The organism is Nocardia inohanensis NBRC 100128 (assembly GCF_001612945.1).
Taxonomy (GTDB): Bacteria; Actinomycetota; Actinomycetes; order Mycobacteriales; family Mycobacteriaceae; genus Nocardia; species Nocardia inohanensis.
This window is the reverse complement of sequence record NZ_BDBK01000015.1, coordinates 143,272-161,141: the sequence shown is the minus strand read 5'-3', so window position 1 is coordinate 161,141 and position 17,870 is coordinate 143,272. Positions and strand designations below refer to the sequence as shown.

At 69.2% G+C, this 17,870-nt stretch carries 14 protein-coding genes; 8 read left to right on the top strand and 6 right to left on the bottom strand.

All coding sequences use genetic code 11. The features are described 5' to 3' along the window. The first annotated feature begins 42 nt into the window (after positions 1 to 42). Complete coding sequence (locus NI1_RS27765; protein ID WP_157535372.1) at positions 43 to 2,151, top strand: DUF6301 family protein; 2,109 nt, start codon at positions 43 to 45, stop codon at positions 2,149 to 2,151. A 43-nt stretch (positions 2,152 to 2,194) separates the two neighbouring features. Further along, positions 2,195 to 2,827, top strand: a complete 633-nt coding sequence (locus NI1_RS27760) for a class I SAM-dependent methyltransferase (RefSeq protein ID WP_067826289.1) — start codon at positions 2,195 to 2,197, stop codon at positions 2,825 to 2,827. On the opposite strand, the gene NI1_RS27755 is transcribed toward NI1_RS27760, so the two are convergent. Further along, positions 2,808 to 3,239, bottom strand: coding sequence for a winged helix-turn-helix transcriptional regulator (locus tag NI1_RS27755; RefSeq protein WP_067826287.1), 432 nt, complete (start codon positions 3,237 to 3,239; stop codon positions 2,808 to 2,810). The genes NI1_RS27760 and NI1_RS27755 overlap by 20 nt on opposite strands. Before the next feature lie 66 nt (positions 3,240 to 3,305). On the opposite strand from NI1_RS27755, the gene NI1_RS27750 reads away from it, so the two are divergent. From NI1_RS27750 to NI1_RS27740, 3 genes are all read left to right on the top strand, one after another. Then, complete coding sequence (locus tag NI1_RS27750) at positions 3,306 to 4,208, top strand: NADP-dependent oxidoreductase (RefSeq protein WP_067826285.1); 903 nt, start codon at positions 3,306 to 3,308, stop codon at positions 4,206 to 4,208. Positions 4,209 to 4,301: 93 nt separating this feature from the next. Then, positions 4,302 to 5,837: an FAD-binding protein gene (locus NI1_RS27745; RefSeq protein WP_067826283.1), complete on the top strand. Its 1,536-nt coding sequence runs from the start codon at positions 4,302 to 4,304 to the stop codon at positions 5,835 to 5,837. Positions 5,838 to 5,868: 31 nt separating this feature from the next. After that, positions 5,869 to 7,440: a phytoene desaturase family protein gene (locus NI1_RS27740; RefSeq protein WP_067826281.1), complete on the top strand. Its 1,572-nt coding sequence runs from the start codon at positions 5,869 to 5,871 to the stop codon at positions 7,438 to 7,440. On the opposite strand, the gene NI1_RS27735 is transcribed toward NI1_RS27740, so the two are convergent. From NI1_RS27735 to NI1_RS27725, 3 genes are all read right to left on the bottom strand, one after another. After that, positions 7,437 to 8,075: a class I SAM-dependent methyltransferase gene (locus NI1_RS27735; RefSeq protein WP_067826279.1), complete on the bottom strand. Its 639-nt coding sequence runs from the start codon at positions 8,073 to 8,075 to the stop codon at positions 7,437 to 7,439. The two genes, NI1_RS27740 and NI1_RS27735, sit on opposite strands and share 4 nt — an antisense overlap. A gap of 79 nt (positions 8,076 to 8,154) precedes the next feature. After that, positions 8,155 to 9,075 carry a LysR family transcriptional regulator gene (locus NI1_RS27730; RefSeq protein ID WP_067826277.1) on the bottom strand — a complete coding sequence of 307 codons (921 nt, stop codon included), beginning with the start codon at positions 9,073 to 9,075 and terminating at the stop codon, positions 8,155 to 8,157. A 72-nt stretch (positions 9,076 to 9,147) separates the two neighbouring features. After that, complete coding sequence (locus NI1_RS27725; RefSeq protein WP_067826276.1) at positions 9,148 to 9,705, bottom strand: dihydrofolate reductase family protein; 558 nt, start codon at positions 9,703 to 9,705, stop codon at positions 9,148 to 9,150. A gap of 193 nt (positions 9,706 to 9,898) precedes the next feature. Here NI1_RS27725 and NI1_RS27720 point away from each other — a divergent pair, with 193 nt between their 5' ends. Further along, positions 9,899 to 11,362, top strand: a complete 1,464-nt coding sequence (locus tag NI1_RS27720; protein ID WP_067826275.1) for a threonine/serine exporter family protein — start codon at positions 9,899 to 9,901, stop codon at positions 11,360 to 11,362. Here NI1_RS27720 and NI1_RS27715 read toward each other — a convergent pair. Continuing rightward, complete coding sequence (locus NI1_RS27715) at positions 11,339 to 11,962, bottom strand: DUF459 domain-containing protein (RefSeq protein WP_067826273.1); 624 nt, start codon at positions 11,960 to 11,962, stop codon at positions 11,339 to 11,341. The genes NI1_RS27720 and NI1_RS27715 overlap by 24 nt on opposite strands. A 225-nt stretch (positions 11,963 to 12,187) precedes the next feature. On the opposite strand from NI1_RS27715, the gene NI1_RS27710 reads away from it, so the two are divergent. Together NI1_RS27710 and NI1_RS27705 are read left to right on the top strand one after the other, a co-directional pair. Beyond that, positions 12,188 to 14,707 carry a lysylphosphatidylglycerol synthase transmembrane domain-containing protein gene (locus NI1_RS27710; protein ID WP_245663428.1) on the top strand — a complete coding sequence of 840 codons (2,520 nt, stop codon included), beginning with the start codon at positions 12,188 to 12,190 and terminating at the stop codon, positions 14,705 to 14,707. 67 nt (positions 14,708 to 14,774) lie between these two features. After that, complete coding sequence (locus NI1_RS27705; protein WP_067826439.1) at positions 14,775 to 16,265, top strand: FAD-binding oxidoreductase; 1,491 nt, start codon at positions 14,775 to 14,777, stop codon at positions 16,263 to 16,265. Here NI1_RS27705 and fadD5 read toward each other — a convergent pair. Further along, entirely contained in the window at positions 16,257 to 17,825 is a 1,569-nt protein-coding gene (gene fadD5, locus NI1_RS27700) for a fatty-acid--CoA ligase FadD5 (protein WP_067826271.1), read from the bottom strand. The two genes, NI1_RS27705 and fadD5, sit on opposite strands and share 9 nt — an antisense overlap. Positions 17,826 to 17,870 lie beyond the last annotated feature (45 nt).

Sequence of the window (17,870 nt, the reverse complement as noted above, 5' to 3'; positions counted from 1 at the left end):
TACCCATCGACCGCACGGGTGGCCGGGGTTTAGGGTCGCCAGGTGGGTTTCGCGGTACGGGCTGACATTGCGGGAGCGGTCGAGATCGTTACGGCCGCACGGGACTTCAAATGGTCTTGGGGACCGGATAACGTGCGCGAATTCGCGCGGCGCGCGGGCTGGGGAAAACCCGAACCGGTCGGCACCATGCGGCGCGGGCCGGTATTCGCCCGCACCGGGCTCGGGGTGTGGTTCGACTCGGCCATGTTCTGGGGTAGCGGGTACGGCCTGCGGTATGTGCGCGTGACCATTTCCGATGGTCCGGCCCGCGACGCCTTCGCCCGCGCGGAGCACCTGACCGCCGCGCTGGACCGCGTGCGGGATCGGTTCACCGAGCTGTACGGCGATCCGGAACCGGGCGCGGGCCCCGATGACGGTGTGTCGTGGAACTTCTCGAACCTGATAGTGGGCTTGACCGAGGCCGCCGGAACGGTCGACCTGCTCCTGCTCAACCCGATCGAACAGCGGTACTGGATGGAGCGCCGCCACGAGGCGGTCCGGCGGCGCGCCGCGCTCGGCGGCTGGGGCCGGTTCGCCGAGGACCTCGCCGCCTTCCTGGAGCGGGCCCCGGAGGACGCACGCGTGGTGGTGACCGCGCCGGGCAGTCGGTACGTCCAGTTCGCGGTGGACGAAACCGCCTTCCAGGCCGAGCTGAGCCGCAGCGAATTCGTGGACCCCACTTGGCGCTACGGCGAAGAGGTGGAGCGGGTGCTGCGCGCGCACGGCTGGACCCCCGCCCCGGACGCGAACTGGTGGCGCAGCCTCGCGCGCGCTTCCGGCACCGCCGCGATCAGCAATTTCGCGCTCCGCTCGGTGGAGGCCCTGCGCTCGCTGGGCGTGGCCGCCGCCACCGATCTGGTGGTGGACGCCTGGGTGGAGGGCGGCGAGGACCTCGATATCGAGCCGCTGGGCGTCCCCGCCCACCCCACCTCGCGCACCCAGCGCGCCGAGTTCCTGCGCCAGTACGCCATCTCCATGTTCGACGCCGGCCCGCTGCGCGTGGATATCCCCGCCGGCATCGAGATAGCTCGCGCCGCCCGTACTTTCGACTGGACCTGGACGCGCGAGGACGTCGACCGTTTCGCGGAGCTCGCCGGTTGGCGCTGGGAGGGCGCACCGCGCGCGGCGGCGGATCGCGTCACCGGCCGACTCACCGCCGCGGCGGGTCTGCGAGGCCGCGACGGCATGAACGACCCGCGCGCCGGTGGGGTAACGAGGGCGGCGAACGAAGGTTCGGGGTTCACCCGCGGCGGAGCGGGTACGGGACAGCGCGGCACGAGTTCCGAATCGGGGCGCGCCGGGACGGCGACGAGTGCGTGGCCGCGGGATCGAATCGTGCGGGCGGTGACCGAGGTGCGGGTCGATGGGGCGCGGGCGCGGTTCTGTTTCGATGGCGACCGGCTCGAGGCGGTGTGCGTAACGCTCAGCGACAGTATCGAATCCGCGTTGTACGAGGATGGGTTGCCGGTCGAGGTGCGGGAGCAGTTGACGGCGGCGCACACCCGCGCGACGGAGGGTTTGCGGGAGGAGTTCGGTGCGCCGGTCCACGGCACGCTGTGGCAGGCGCACGGACCGGTGTGGACGACACGGCGACTGGCGTTCGGGTTGGTGGCGGGGCCGGACACGGTCGAGTTGTATCTGGTGAATCCGGCGGAGCGGGCGCGGCGGCTGATTCCCGAGCAGCAGCACACCGCGCGCCGGGCGGGCCAGCGCGAATGGCAGCAGTTCTTCGACGAATTGGCCGCGATCGCGGGCGAATTGGAGCCGGGCGGGCATGTGAGCGTGGACACCGATCTGGATGGTTCGGCGCGTATCGACCGCGATGTGGAGGGCGTGCGGGTGCGTTTGGATGCCGCCGCGGGCAAGGATCTGCCGCCGCGCGTCACCGAGTTGATGCTCGCCAACGGCTGGCTGCGGCCCGACAGCGGGAATCCGCATTGGCGGCACGGTATGCGACTACCGGTGCTGTTCCGCGATTTCCGCTACTACGTCGAGTTCGCGCTGTGGCCGCTGCGCACCCGGATGCGGCCCGGCACCGTGCTGCGGGTGTGGCTGGACGGCGTCGATCAGGGTTTGCGCACCCCGTCGACCGGCTCCACCAGCAGCATCTGACCCGCGTCCGGTCCGCGCGCCCGCGCCCGCCTAGAGTCGGGGCGTGAGCGAGATCGAGGATGTGCGGATCACCCGGGCGGCCTACGACGAGGTGGCCCAGCTCTACACGGACCTGGTCCGGGGGCTGTTGCAGGACAATCCGTACGATCGCGCGCTGCTCGGCATTTTCGCGGAGCTGATCGCGGGCGACGGGCCGGTCGCCGAGGTGGGCTGTGGTCCGGGCCGGATCACCGCCTACCTTAATAGCTTGGGCCGCAAGGTCTTCGGCGTGGATATCTCACCCGAGATGATCCGGCTGGCGCGTGCGCAGTACCCGGATCTCAGCTTCGAGGTCGGCGCGATCGAGGAGCTGCCGATCGCGTCCGATGCGCTGGCCGGCCTGGTGGCCTGGTACTCGATCATCCATACCCCGCCCGCGCGAATTCCCGCCGTACTCGGCGAGTTCGGGCGGGTGATGCGTTCGGGCGCTCCGCTGCTGCTGGCGTTCCAGGGCGCCGACGAACCGCACAGCGTGCAGGAGTACGACCACAAGGTCGCCCCGTCCTACCGCTGGTCCGCGGATGCGCTGGCGGAAGTATTGGGCGACAACGGTTTCCAGGTGCAGTCGCGATTCACCCGGATCGCGCGGCCCGATGAGCGCACCCCGCAGGCCGCCCTCATCGCGATCCGGAACTGACCGGTACCGGTTCGGCGGCTTGCCGTTCGTCGAATTCGGTTCGGGCAGAGCTGATTTCATCGGCATTCCGCAGCGCCCACTGCCCCATGGCGTGCGTGATCTGCCCGAGCTCCTCCCCCATGGCGGTGAGCGAGTATTCGACGCGCGGCGGCACCGTCGGGTAGACGGCGCGCCGCACCAGCCCGTTGCGTTCCAGATCGCGCAGTGTGCGGGTGAGCATCTTCTGGGTGATGCCGTCCAGACGCCGGCGTAATTCGTTGAACCGCACGGGCCCGCCATCGGCGCGCAATACCCCCAGCACCAGCATCACCCACTTGTCGGCGAGCACGGCCAGGGTGTCCCGCGCGGGGCAGCGCTGGAGATAGCTTTCCACCAGATTCGGTGATTTCGCCACGTCGAAGACGGTATCCATCAGGTACCTCGGGATCTAAATAGTGCCTTCTTCCCATTGGATACTACGCGGCGCAGGATCGAAACCATGAAAGCGATCAGTCAGCACCGCGTCGGCGGACCGGAGGTACTCGAGACCGTGGAGCTGCCGGCCCCCACCCCGGCCGCGGGCGAGGTGCTCGTGCGCGTGGCCGCCACTTCGGTGAACGCGGCGGACTGGAAACTGCGGGCGGGGCTCATCGACAAATTGGGCCCGCCGCCGTTCACCCTGGGATTCGATGTGTCCGGGGTGGTTTCGGAGCTCGGACCGGAAGTCACCGGGTTCGCGGTGGGCGACGAGGTGTACGGCATGGTGCTGGGGCGGTCCGGCGCGTACGCGGAATACGTTGTGGTGCCGGCGAATTACCTGGCTCCCAAGCCCGCCGCCTTGAATCACGCACACGCGGCCGCCCTGCCCTCCGCCGCACTCACCGCCTGGCAGGCCTTGACCGATCTGCGAGCGGGCCAACGGATTCTGATTCATGCCGCGGCGGGCGGGGTCGGGCATCTGGCCGTGCAGGTCGCCAAGGAGCGCGGCGCGTATGTCATCGCGACCGCCCGCGCCGTCAATCACGACTTCGTCGCCGAGCTGGGTGCGGACGAGGTAATCGATTACACGACTACGGCTTTCGACACCGTACTCACCGACGTGGATGTGGTGTTCGACCTCGTCGGCAGCGATTACACCCCCCGCTCGCTCACGGTACTGCGCCCGGACGGCCGCCTCATCGACGCGCAGGGCGAGGCGGCTCTCGACGACCCGCGCTATCACCGCCACTATGTCGCCCCGTCCGGTGCGGACCTGCGCGAGATCTCCGCTCTCGCCGACTCCGGCCGCCTGCGCCCCGCCGTCGCACACGTCTTCTCGATGGCCGAGGTAGCCGAGGCGCACCGGCGCAGCGAATCCGGCCGGGTACGCGGCAAACTGGTGCTCGTGCCCTGGCCGGCCTGATCGCGTCCGCGTTCCTGCCCACCGGGACACCGAATGCATCCCCGCCCGCACCGCCCTTAGCGTCGGGCGGGGCGGACTATTCAGGGAGTTGCGGTGACGGACTGGAACGAAGAAGTCGATGTGCTGGTGGCCGGCTCCGGCGGCGGCATGGCCGGGGCGTACACGGCGGCCCGGGAGGGTTTGACGGTGCTGCTGGTGGAGGCGACCGACAAGTTCGGCGGCACCACCTCGTACTCCAATGGCGGCGGCATGTGGTTCCCGGCCAATCCGGTGCTGCAACGGGAGGGCGTGGACGATACGGCCGAGGACGCGCTGGAGTATTTCCGGGCCGTGGTCGGTGATCGCACGCCGGCCGAGCTCCAGGAGACCTTCATCCGCAAGGGCGCGAAGGTGATCGAATACCTGGAGCAGGACCAGGATCTGGCGTTCCAGATGTTCCCGTGGCCGGATTATTTCGGTAAGGCGCCGAAGGCGCGGCTGGACGGGAAGCGGCATATCGTGCCCAAGCCGCTGCGCCCCGGCAAGCTGGGTGAGCTGAGCGAATCGGTGCGCGGACCGCTGGGCACCGATCGGCTGGGCGAACCGCAGCCGGATCTGCTCATCGGCGGGCGGGCGCTGGTGGGCCGGTTCCTGCTGGCAATGGGCAAGTACCCCAATGCTTCCGTGCGATTGAACACCCCGCTGGTCGAGCTGGTGACCGAGGACGGCGCGGTGGTCGGCGCGATCGTGGAGCAGGACGGGCAGCGGATCGCCGTGCGCGCCCGCAAGGGAGTGCTGTTGGCGGCGGGCGGTTTCGAGGGCAACGACGAACTGCGCGCCCGCTACGGCGTGCCCGGTGTCGCGCGAGACACCATGGGGCCGTGGGGGAATGTGGGCAAAGCCCTGGAGGCGGCGCTCGCGGTCGGCGCGGATACCGATCTGATGGATCAGGCTTGGTGGTCGCCCGGCATGATGCACCCGGACGGGCGGGCGGCGTTCGCGCTGTGGTTCACCGGCGGCATCTTCGTGAATCAGTCGGGGGTGCGGTTCGTGAACGAATCCGCCCCGTACGACCGGCTCGGCCGCGATGTCATCGCCGGTATGGAGGACGGGTCGGTGAGCCTGCCGTACTGGATGATCTACGACGACACCGAGGGCACGGTGCCGCCGGTCAAGGCCGCCAATGTCCCGGTCGTGGAGACCGAGAGGTACGTGGACGCGGGCCTCTGGCACACCGCCGACACCCTCGAGGAGCTCGCCGCGAAGATCGGTGTCCCCGCCGACGCGCTGGCCGCCACCGTGGCCCGCTTCAACAAGCATGCCGCCGAGGGCGTCGACCCCGATTTCGGTCGTGGTGACGAGGCGTACGACCGCGCCTTCTCCAATGGCGAACCCCCGCTCACTCCGATCCTGAAGGCGCCCTTCCACGCCGCCGCCTTCGGCATCTCCGACCTCGGCACCAAGGGTGGTCTGCGCACCGATAGCGCCGCCCGCGTGCTGGACGCATCGGGCACGCCGATCCCGGGCCTCTACGCCGCGGGCAACACCATGGCGGCGGTCAGCGGGACCACCTATCCCGGCGGCGGCAACCCGATCGGGGCATCCGTCCTCTTCAGCCACCTCGCCGCTCTGGACATGGCCGCACGCTGATCCAGGGGTGCTGCGCGCATAGGGTCGGCGTATGAGCGCAGAGCGGAGTTCGGGAGCGCCGGGTCGGGCGCGGTACGACGTGGTTGTGGTGGGCGGCGGCCACAACGGGCTGGTGGCGGCGGCTTATCTGGCGCGAGCCGGGCGGTCGGTACTCGTATTGGAGGCGCGCGACCACACCGGGGGCGCGGCGGTCTCGGAGCGGGTGTTCGACGGGATCGACGCGCGGCTGTCGCGGTACTCGTATCTGGTGAGCCTGCTGCCGGATTCGATCGTGCGGGATCTCGGGCTGCGGTTCGAGACCCGTAAGCGGCGGATCTCGTCGTATACGCCGGTGGGTGACGGCGGGCTGCTGGTGGACAACGGGTCCGAGGCGGCGACCCGGGAGAGCTTCGCCCGGGTCACCGGGTCGGAGCGGGATTACGCGGCGTGGCAACGGTTCTACGCGATGACGGGACGATTGGCGCAGCGGGTGTTCCCGACGCTCACCGAGCCCCTGCCGACGCGCGCCGAAATGCGCTCGCGCGTGGACGATTCCGTGGCCTGGGACGCGCTGGTCGAGCGGCCGCTGGGTGAATACGTCGACGCGACCTTCGCCGACGACACCGTGCGCGGCGTTGTCCTCACCGACGCGCTCATCGGCACCTTCACCCATGCCCACGATCCGTCGCTGCTACAGAACCGCTGCTTCCTCTATCACGTGATCGGCGGCGGCACCGGCGACTGGGATGTGCCCGTCGGCGGCATGGGCGCGCTGACCGGCGCGCTCGCCGACGCCGCCCGCGCCGCCGGTGCGGAGATCGTGACCGGTCGTGCGGTCACCGGCATCGAAACCGACGGCCGCACAGCCGAAGTCCGGTTCGACAGCGGAGCGGTGGCCGCCGCTCACGTCCTCGTGAACGCGGCCCCGTACGAGCTGGCCCGGCTCCTGGGCGAGCAGGCGCCGAAACCCGAAGGCGCACAGCTGAAGATCAATATGCTGTTGCATCGCCTCCCCCGCCTGCGGGATGCCGGCGTCGATCCGCGCACCGCCTTCGCCGGCACCTTCCACATCGCCGAATCCGCGACCCAGCTGGAGCGCGCCTACCGGGAAGCCGCGGCCGGGACCATCCCGTCGGCCCCGCCTTCGGAGATCTACTGCCACACCCTGACCGACCCGTCCATCCTCGCCCCGGACCTGATCGCACGCGGGATGCACACCCTCACCCTGTTCGGATTGCACACCCCCGCACGCCTTTTCACAACTGATCCACAGGCTGTGAAGAACCGTCTGGTGGATGCCACTCTCGCCCAGCTGGATTCGGTCCTGGCCGAGCCGATCCGCGACTGCCTGGCCGTCGACGAACACGGCGCCCCCTGTCTGGAAGCCCGCACCCCCGTCGAGCTGGAGCAGGAGGTCGGCCTGCCCGGCGGCCATATCTTCCACGCGGACTTGAGTTTTCCCTTCCGCGAGCAGCAGGCCGGCAGCGCGGCCGAGCGCTGGGGCGTCGCGACCGCCCACGCCAATATCCTGCTGTGCGGTGCGGGGGCGGTCCGCGGCGGCGGGGTCAGCGGTATCGGCGGCCACAATGCCGCCATGGCGCTGCTGGAGAACCAGCGCCCCTAACGCAGCGACTGGGTGACCCGCCACAGCCGGCGGGGCGGTTCGCCCTCCTCGCAGCTCCGCACCTCGCGCAGTTCCCAGCCCTGCGCGAGGGTGTTGACCAGTTCGCGGGAGAAGAAATGCACCGCGAAGCCGTCCTGCTCGTAGATGTCGTCGCCGAAGGCCCGCCCGGTTCCGTACTGGGCGTCCTCGGTATTGCGGACGGTGTAGACGAACACTCCGCCCGGCCGCAGCACCCGCCGGATCTCCCCCACCAAGTCCAGGATTTCGCGGGTGCTGAGATTCATGCACAGCAGCAGGTGCGCGTACACCGCGTCCACGCTGTCGTAGCGCAGCGGAATGGGATGGCGCGCATCGTGTTCGAAGGCATCCACCCGGTCGGCGAGCCCGGCGTGCTCCGCATCGGCCCGCAGCTGTTCGAGGGCGACGGCGCTGAAGTCGGTGGCGCGCACGTGAAATCCCTGACGGGCCAGGTGGATCGAGTCGCGCCCGTGCCCCGCGCCGAGCTCCAGCACCTCCCGCACGCCGCGGTCCCGGAACAGCCGCCCGGCATACACCGCCGTCTCCGATGGTTCGCTCCCGTAGATCCCGGGATGGCTGCGGTAGGTCTGCTGCCAGTGCTGGTGCTGGTCGCCCATACCGAAATGATCGCAGCTGGACGGGTCCGGCGGCATCGGGCTCGCGGCCACGGCTCGAGACGCATATCCCCCCCCCCGGCTAGGAGGTGCGACGGCCGTCCCCGGCCGAGTGGCCCATGATGTCGGTGCAGCACCTGATGAAGTAGCGCACAACGGGATCCGCTTCCGAGGCGTCCGGCCACACGATGGCCACCCGGGTCGGTCCGATGCCGTGCACCGGCCGGAACACCACGCCGGGATGGGCGTAGGTGGCGGCGGTGGAGGCGGGGGTGAAGCTGACGCCGTAGCCATTGGCGATGGCGCGCAACCATTCCTCGGTATTGCGGGCGATGGCCCCGATGATGGCGGTGTCGGCGGGCCGCGAATCCAGGCCCATCCAATAGTCGCGCCACCATCCGGTCTCGGCGGGCGAGGCGACGTACGGTTCGTCCCACAGTTCGCGGAAGGCGATGTCCTCGCGTTCGGCGAGAAAATGATTGTCCGGCAGCGCGATCCAGCGCGGTTCGGTGAACAGTTCCCGGACGTGATACTGCTGCTGGCCCGGGAACGGAAGTCTGAGCAGCGCCACATCCACATCGCCCTCGTCGAGGCCCGCGGTGGGATCGGTCCAGCCGCCCTGATGGATATCGATCTGCCAATCCGGATGCAAGCGGTGAAACACCTGGATGATCTCCGGAATGTAGCCGTCGGCGGCGCTGTTCACGCAGCCCAGCCGCAGCACCCGCGCGGCCCGGCTGGCATCGCTCTTGGTGTCGCGCAGGATTCGATCCCACGAAGCCAGCAGCGCCGGCACCTCATCGGCCAGCACCTTGCCCGATGCCGTCAGCGTCCATCCGGCGCGCGACCGGATGAACAGCTCCACCCCCAACTGCTGTTCCAGCTGCTTGATCTGCGTGGCGAGGGTGGGTTGCGCTACATGTAGCCGCTGTGCCGCTCGCGGCAGGTGTTCGGTTTCCGCGACTGCCAGAAAAAAGCGCAGCAGTCGCGTGTCGATATCCATGTCACTCAGATTAAGAAGATGGCAACCGGTAGGCATACCCCCGGCCGCACCAGCCGGGATGCCATGGCCGGGTCAGCCGAAGCTGGGACGGGTGACGGTCGGGGAGGTGACGCGGTAGGTGGCGAGGATGACGCCGTTGTCGAGGGTCTTGGATTCGGCCAGTTCCATGGTGGCTTCGGCGTCGACGGCGTTGAACAGGCGCTGGCCCTGGCCGAGCAGGACGGGGTAGACGACCAGGCGGTATTCGTCGACGAGGCCGTTGGCGCGCAGGAAGTCGACCAGCCGGCCGCTGCCGAAGACGAGCAGGTTCTGCTCGGCCTTGAGCTTGCCGATGGTTTCGGCCAGGTCGCCCTCGATGCGGCTCGCGTTCCACTCCAGTTCGGGCTGAGCGGTGGCCACATGCTTGGGCATGCTGTTCATCTTGTCCTTGTAGGCGCCCTCTTCGGGGTGGTTCGGCCAGGCGGCGGCGAAGCCCTCGTAGGTGACGCGGCCCAGCAGCAGGGCATCGGTGTCGTCCATTTCCGCGCTCTTGTAGGCGGCGATGTCATCGCTCCAGAACGGCACGGTCCAGGCCGGGTTCTCGATGATGCCGTCGGCGGAAACGAATTCGGCGACAACGATCTTGCCCATGGTTTCTCCTTCGATCGGTCCCGGTCCAGCATGACCGAGTGGGTTCGGGGGTGCAGACCGAACGACCGTGAAAAATTCATCGGTGGCCGGTTCCGCAGCCGGATTGCGGGTCCGCGCTAGTGTGCATTGTGTTGCCAATGATTAGCTGATCGGGCGTCCCGGCCGCCTGCGCGCGGTGCCATCGAGGAGGCAGGTGGATACCGACAATTCGAAGCCGCATCTCCCGCAGCATCGCCGGGCCGCCGCCCCGCGCCCGCTGACCGGGCGGCTGTACGGGGCCACCCGCAGGGCCGCCGGATCGATGGATCGCTGGCTGCGCCGGGTCAGCACCGCACCGATCGAAACCTCCGCCGACGAAGCGCCCGAACCCGAGGAGCCGCCCGTCTCCGCGGACCTGCTGAATCTGCTGCGCTATGTGGGCGCGGCACTGCTCTCCGCCGGTGAGACCACCAATCAGGTGCAGGCCATCCTCGATGATCTCGCGCGCCGCTACGACGCCGAGGAAGTGCACTTCTTCGTGCTGCCCACGGGAATCTTCGTGCGCGTACAGGATTCGCGCGGTTCCGCGGTCGATCTGCTCGAGGCCGGCGGGGACAGCCTGCGGCTGGACCAGATCGCCGAGCTGTACCAGCTGATCTCCGAGATCAAACGCGAGGTGCCGCCGCCCACCCGGGCCACCGCACGACTGGCGCGGATCCTCGCCTCGCCGCCGCCCACCCCGGTGTGGCTGATGCTGCTGGGCAATGTGGTGCTCACCATCGGCCTGGGGCTGATGCTGAACCCGGCCGCCAACGCGGTGCCCGGCTATATCGTGATCGGCCTGGTGGTGCAGCTGCTGATCATGGCCGCCGACCGGATGCCGCTGCTCTCCATGAGCCTGCCGGTGGTGGCGGGTGCGGTGGTGACCTTGCTGGCCTTCGGTTTTCCCGATGCGCTCGGTGGCGGGCACCCCTCGCAGCTGCTGGTGCCGGGCGTGGCCGCACTGCTGCCGGGCTCGATGCTCACCAACGGCTCCATCGAACTCGCCACCGGATCGATGGTGGCGGGCGCGAGCCGCACCATCTACGGCATGAACAAGCTGACGCTGCTGGCCTTCGGCGTTCTCATCGGCGTGCAGCTGCTCGGGCCCGAGCGGGTCGACGCACCCGTGATCGAACACCAATTGGGCTGGTGGGCACCGTATCTCGGGGTGCTGCTGATCGGCCTCGGGCATTCCTGGCGGTCCAGCGCACCCCCGAAATCACTGCCCTGGCTGCTGGTGGTGCTGTACGCGGCCTTCACCGCGCAGAAGCTCGGCACCCTGCTCGGCGGCGGCCTGCTGGGTTCCTTCCTGGGCGGGCTGGTGGCGGTGCCGGCCGCATACCTGGTGCAGCGCAATCACAATGCGCCGCCGACGCAGGTGGCGTTCCTGCCCGCGTTCTGGATGCTGGTGCCCGGCGGCATCGGCCTGACCGGGGTGTCGCAGCTGATCACCGAGTCCGACCCGAACGGCCTGCACGTACTGGTCACCACGGTGCTCACGGTGCTGGCCATCGCCATGGGGGTGCTGGCGGGTTCGGGCATCGCCAGGAAACGCGCGCCGCAGATCGCGCCCATGCTCGAGCATTGGCTGGGCCCCGACACCGGCAAGCATTCAGCCCAGCGCCGCGATCCCTGACCCCGTTTCGGCCAGCCACCCCAGCCACTGCGGGGCCACCAGTTCGGCGAACTCCGCGTAGCCGTCCGCACCCGGGTGATACCCGTCGCCGGCCCGCACATCCGCCATCCAGGTCGGGCTGGCGCGCAGGGTTTCGTGCACGCGGACGAAGGGGACGCCCGCGCGCTCACACACCTGGGCGTAACCGTCGCCGAGTTCGATCAGCCGGGAATTGTGCTCCTCGTCGACATTCGGCGGCGGCGAGACGACCAGCGTCCTCCAGCCGCGGGCGCGGGCCGTGTCGAGAATCTCGGTCAGATTGGCCAGCGAGGTCGCCAGATCGACTCGGCGACGGCCGTTCTCGAACTGGGTGTCGTTGGCTCCGGTGGAGACCACCACCCGGCAGTCCGCGCCCGCCGGCAGCCGCCGCGCGCATTCGGACGCCCAGCGCGCCCGCAACTCGTTGCTGTCCTCGCGTTTGATGCCGAGGTTGTAGTGCACCAGCGGCTGCCCGGCCGCCTCGGCCCGGGCCGCCAACCGGCCCGCCCAGCCCATTCCGCGGGGATCACCGACCCCGGCCACATACGATTCCCCGACGAAACACACTCGCACATCCCGCACCGGCCGATCCTGGCACGCGCGCCGGCGGACCGCCGAATCATCGGACCGGCAGCGGAAACAGACACGCCGTACCGGTCTGTGAGCCGGGCACATCCGTATGCGGGCCTGCCACGGGTTACGGTTACCCGCGTGCCGGGTTGCGGGGTTCTCGCCGCCCGCGCGACGCTCACCCCAGCCGACCATGGGACCGCAGCCGTTCCCACGATCCGAAAGCGCCTATAGGACATGCGAGTCGACGGACGGGAGATTCCCGTCTCCGGCAGTTTGTTGCAGCCGCGGATCCGGCGGACCAGCGACATTCTGCGTGTCGCACTGTCCGCCCTACTGGTGGCTGTGGTCATCGTGGGTTCGCTGGTCACGCGTTCGCAGTGGGAGAACCTGGAGAAGTCGGTCTCCGAGATCGTGGGATTCCTGACCCCGGAACAGTCGAACCTGGTCTACATCGTGTACGGCATCGCGATTCTGGCGCTGCCGTTCACGATTCTGGCCCGGCTGGTCTGGCGGCGGCAGTGGAAACTGCTGGGCGGCTTCCTCTCCGCCGGGCTGATCGCGGTGGTGCTGTTCTCCATCACCGGCACCGGATTCAACGCGCCGCGCTGGCATCTGTCGGAACCGCAGCAGGTCAACACCTTCCTGTCGCAGTTCCTGGACGATCCGCGCTGGATCGCCATGCTCACCGCCGTGCTCACGGTCGCCAGCCCGTGGCTGCCCGCGCGCTGGCGGCGCTGGTGGTGGACGCTGCTGCTGGCCTTCGTGCCGATCCACCTGGTGGTGTCGCTGGTGGTGCCGTCGCGGGCCATGCTCGGGCTGGCGGTCGGCTGGTTCGTGGGCGCGGTGATCGTGCTGGTGGTGGGCACGCCCGCGCTCGAGGTCCCGCTCGACGCGGCGGTGCGGGTGCTGGCGCAGCGCGGCTTCCGGGTGACCGCCTTCAAGGTGCTGCGGCCCTCCGCCCGTGGGCCGCTGGTGATTTCGGCGACGACCACCCCCGCCCCCGAATTGGCCGCCACGCCGGAACCGGGGATGACCTCGAAATTCATTGCCGCGCCGGACAGCCCGCAAGCCGCCGGTGCGTCCGGACCGGCCGGCGGCGGCGCGGCCCGCACCGCCACGGCCGAGCAGAACGGCGGCCGGGGCGATGAGCTGATCATCGAGATGTACGGCGCGAATCAGCGCAGCCGGGGTGTGCTGCTGCAATTCCGGCGCTGGCTGACCATCCGCAAGGGCGAGTATCCGGCGGCGTTCGCGTCCATGCGGCGGGCCGTGGAGCATCGCGCGCTGATGGGGTTCGCCGTCGCCGATCTGGGCTTGGCCAGCCACAAACCGCTCACCGTCGCCGCCCTGGACCGCGGCTGGATGCTGTACGCGCACACCGTCCCCCAGGGCAGTCCGCTGGCGGCGAGCGACGGGGAGAAGACGCTCACCAAGGTGTGGCAGGCGCTGCACACCATGCATCAGGCGCAGATCTCGCACGGCGATCTGCGGGCCGAGGAGATCCGGGTCCTGGACGACGACACCGTGCTGTTCGGCGGCTTCGTGCAATCGGAGTTCGGTGCCTACCAGGCGCGTTTCGACTCCGATATCGCGCAGCTGCTGCTGTCGGCGGCGGCCCTGTTCGGCCCGGAGACGGCGGTCCGCAACGCGCTCGAGGTGCTGGGCAAGGACCTGGTGCTCGATGCCTCCCGGCGACTCACCAAGACCGCCATGCCCGCTCATGTGCGCAAGGCGGTGCCGGACGCGGGCGAGGTCATGAAGGCCACCCGCGACGAGGTGGCGCATCAGACCGGGCAGGACAAGATCGAGGCCGCGCAGATCACCCGGTTCTCGCGCAATCAGATCATCCAGCTGGTGCTGCTGATCGGCCTGGTCTACGTGGCGTACCCGTACATCAGCGCGGTCCCGACCTTCACCTCCGAGCTGCGCAATATCAACTGGTGGTGGGCGCTGCTGGGCCTGACCGTCTCAGCGCTCACCTATGTCGGCGCGGCGATGGCGTTGTGGGCGTGCGCTTCCGAAGCGGTGAAGTACCGCAACCTGCTGCTCATGCAGATCGCCAATACCTTCGCGGCCACCACCACCCCGGCGGGTGTGGGCGGTCTGGCGCTGAGCGTGCGCTTCTTGCAGAAGGGCGGCCTGGGCGCGGTACGGGCGACGGCGGCGGTGGCGCTGCAACAGACCGTGCAGGTGGTCACGCACCTGGTGCTGTTGCTGTTCTTCAGTGTGGCGGCCGGGGTTTCGACGGACCTGTCGCATTTCGTGCCGAACGCGACCGTGCTCTACCTGGTGGCGGGCGCGCTGCTGGGTCTGCTGGGCGCGACCATGTTCATCCCCAAGGTGCGGCGCTGGCTGCTCACCGAGGTACGGCCGCAGCTGGCTGAGGTGCTGGACCAGCTGAAGGATCTGGGCCGGCGGCCCTGGCGGCTGGCCATGATCGTGGGCGGCTGTGCCACCACCACGCTCGGCATGGCCTTGGCATTGTGGGCGAGTATCGAAGCCTTCGGCGGCAGTACGACTTTCGTGACCGTCACCATCGTCACCATGATCGGTGGCACGCTGGCGTCGGCCGCGCCCACCCCCGGCGGCGTGGGCGCCGTCGAAGCGGCCCTGATCGGTGGTCTGGCGGCCTTCGGCGTGCCGCCGGGGATCGCGGTCCCCTCGGTGCTGCTCTACCGGGTGCTGACCTGCTGGCTGCCGGTCTTCTGCGGCTGGCCGATCATGCGCTGGCTGACCGCCAAGGACATGATCTAGCGATCGCCACCCCGACACCCTTGCAACAGGTTTCATGAATGCCGGACTCGTACAGCATGATCGCAATATGAAAGCCCATTTCCCGCGCAGCCTCTTTCTCCGCGGCGCACTCGGAATCGCCTCCGCCGCCGTGGGTTTCGCCGGAATCAGCCGCATCACGGCGTCCGGGGCGGTGCCCGGCGCGGGATCCGCGGGCAACGCCTCGGGTTCCGGTTCCGGCGGCGGCGCCGATCCGGAGTGGAGTGAGCTGCGGGTCAAGCTGCGCGGCCGGGCGCTGCTGCCCGGCAATTGGGACTACCCGATGGCCAAGCAGGTCTTCAACACTCGCTTCGACGACGACCGGCCGGCGGCCGTGGTGCAGGTCGCCGATGCCGGGGATGTGGCCACCGCCCTCCGTTTCGCGGCCGAGCACGATCTCGAGGTGGCGGCGCGCGCGGGCGGGCACTCCTATGCCGGACTCTCCACGGCGGCCGGAACGCTGATCATCGACGTCCGGCGGCTGCGCGGCGTGCGCGTCGAGGGCGAGCGCGCCGTCATCGGGCCGGGGCACACCCTGCACGAGGTGTACCGGGAGCTCGACCGCTCCGGGCGGAGCCTGCCCAGCGGCTCGTGTCCGGGTGTCGGCCTCGCGGGTCTCACCCTGGGCGGCGGACTCGGCGTCGAGTCCCGCGCCTACGGCCTGACCTGCGATCGGCTCACCGCCGCCACCCTGGTGCTGCCCGACGGCACCGTCACCGAGGTATCGGCCAGCTCCCGCCCCGACCTGTTCTGGGCGTTGCGCGGCGGCGGCTCGCTGTTCGGGATCGTCACCTCGCTGACCTTCGACACCATCCCGGCGACGCCGAAAGATGTGGTGCGCCTGGCCTTCCCGGGCGAGCAGGCGGACCGGGTCATCGCGGGCTGGCAGGAGTGGCTGCGCGGCGCCGAGCGCGACCGGTGGGCCAATGTCAGCGTGGACGCCGACGGCGCGGGCGGCCTGACCTGCTGGATGCAGCTGGTGTGCCCGGCGGGCACCGGCGAGGCCGTCACCGCCGATCTCGTCGAGGCGATCGGCGTGGCCCCCGCCGAGACCGACGCCCGCACGCTCGGCCATCTGGACACCGTCATGTATCTCGCGGGCGGGACCGTCGATCCGCCACGCTGCGCCTTCACCAACGGCTCCGATATCGTCGCCGCCCTCACACCGGATGTCATCGACCGGGTGCTGGCGGCCCTCACGCGGTTCTCCAGCGTGGGCGGTACCGGCTGGGTGCAGGTCAATACCCTCGACGGCGCGGTCCGCGACCTGTCCCCCACCGCCACCGCCTTCCCGTGGCGCGCGCACGCCGCGATGGTGGAATGGGGCGCCTACGAACCGATTCCGCACGACGCCGCGGTGGAGTTCATCGCCGACGCCCATGCCGCGATGGGGTCCGATTCGGTGGGGGCGTACGTCAACTACCTGGAGCCCGGCGATCCGTTGTCCCGCTATTACGGCGGCAATCACACCCGGCTGGCCGAGCTCCGCGCTCGGGTGGATCCGGGCAACCGGATCCGTACCGTGCTGCGCTCAAGCTGAATACTGTTTGCGCAGTTCGAATTTCACGACCTTGCCGCTGGGATTGCGGGGCAGTTCGGAGACGATGACGAGATCCTTGGGGTGCTTGTAGCGCGCCAGGGATTCGTTGAGGAACGGCTCGAGCTCTTCCAGGGTCAGGTCGGCGCCGTCGACCAGGGCGACCACCGCGACCGGGACCTCACCCCATTTCTCGTGCGGCCGTGCGATAACCGCGGCCTCGTGGATCTTGGGGTGCGCGAAGAGCACGTTCTCGACCTCGGCGCAGTAGATGTTCTCGCCGCCGGAGATGATCATGTCCTTCTTGCGGTCCACCACGTAGACGAAGCCCTCTTCGTCCTGCCGGACCAGGTCACCGGAGTGGAACCAGCCGCCCGCGAAGGCTTCCGCCGTCGCCTCCGGCTTGTTCCAGTAGCCCGACATCATGGTCGGTCCCCGGTACACGATCTCACCGACCTCGCCCGGCGCGACATCGTTCATCTCGTCGTCGACGATCCGCACCTGAATGGTCGGGATCGGCTTGCCGACCGAGCCGAGCTTGCGCAGCGCGTCCTTGCCTTCGAGCACGCAGGTGATGGGCGACATTTCGGTCTGCCCGAACACCGCCACATTGGATGCCTCGGGGAAACACTCCGCCATCGCCCTCAGCACCGTGTCCGAGGCCGGGGCCGCACCCCAGGACAATCCGCGCAGCGCCAGCTTGCGCTCCTTCACGGTCGGCTCGTCGCAGATGAGCTGCCACTGCGCGGGCACGCAGAAGGCCGTGGTGGCCTGCTCGGCTTCGACGGCATCGAGGAACCCGGTGGCGTCGAACGCGCCCAGCGGATGCAGCACGGTCTTGCCGCCGAGCAGGAAATACGGTGTGAGACTGCCCAATCCGGCGATGTGGAACAGCGGGGAGGTGCAGAAGCCGACCGAATCCGGGGTGACCTCGAGCGCCCGGATGCAGGTCAGCGCCTGCGCGTTCATGTTCGCGTAGGACAGCACCGCACCCTTGGGGCTGCCGGTGGTGCCGGAGGTGTACATGATCAGGCACGGGGTGTCTTCGGGAATGTCCAGCGGCGCATGGGGTTCGCCGGCCTCGGCGATGAAGTCGTCGTATCCGAGGACGCCGTCGCCGGTTTCGCCGTTGATCACCACGATGGTGTCCAGTCCGGGGGCCTGCGCCGCCACCCCGGCCGCCAGCGGCTTCAGCACGCTGTCGGTGACGATGGCCTTGCCGCCGGAGTCGGAGACGATGTAGGCCACCTCGGGCGGGGTGAGTCGGAAGTTCACCGGCACCGCGATCGCGCCGAGGGCATTGATGCCCATGACGGCCTCGATGTACTCGGTGTAGTTGAGCGCCAGGATGAGCACCCGATCGCCGAACCCGACCCCTCGGCGGGACAGCGCGTCGGCGAACTTCTCCGAACGCTCGTGCAGCTGCTTCCAGGTGGTGTCGACGCCCTGGAAACGGAAGGCGACCTGGTCCGGGCGCATGGCCGCGTGCGTGGCGACTTGGTTGACCCAGTGATTGCGCCGCGACCGAATCGGCTCGTCGAGCGGTTGGAAACCGGCGGTCATCTGTGTCCTCCCAAGGGATCGATAGTGATCGATCGCGAGAATACT

Coding starts and splice junctions, on each gene's coding strand:
- NI1_RS27755 (WP_067826287.1), bottom strand. CDS start 3,239: ATGGATACCGTCTTCGACGTGGCGAAATCACCGAATCTGGTGGAAAGC.
- NI1_RS27750 (WP_067826285.1), top strand. CDS start 3,306: ATGAAAGCGATCAGTCAGCACCGCGTCGGCGGACCGGAGGTACTCGAG.
- NI1_RS27740 (WP_067826281.1), top strand. CDS start 5,869: ATGAGCGCAGAGCGGAGTTCGGGAGCGCCGGGTCGGGCGCGGTACGAC.
- NI1_RS27735 (WP_067826279.1), bottom strand. CDS start 8,075: ATGGGCGACCAGCACCAGCACTGGCAGCAGACCTACCGCAGCCATCCC.
- NI1_RS27730 (WP_067826277.1), bottom strand. CDS start 9,075: ATGGATATCGACACGCGACTGCTGCGCTTTTTTCTGGCAGTCGCGGAA.
- NI1_RS27725 (WP_067826276.1), bottom strand. CDS start 9,705: ATGGGCAAGATCGTTGTCGCCGAATTCGTTTCCGCCGACGGCATCATC.
- NI1_RS27710 (WP_245663428.1), top strand. CDS start 12,188: ATGCGAGTCGACGGACGGGAGATTCCCGTCTCCGGCAGTTTGTTGCAG.
- NI1_RS27705 (WP_067826439.1), top strand. CDS start 14,775: ATGAAAGCCCATTTCCCGCGCAGCCTCTTTCTCCGCGGCGCACTCGGA.
- fadD5 (WP_067826271.1), bottom strand. CDS start 17,825: ATGACCGCCGGTTTCCAACCGCTCGACGAGCCGATTCGGTCGCGGCGC.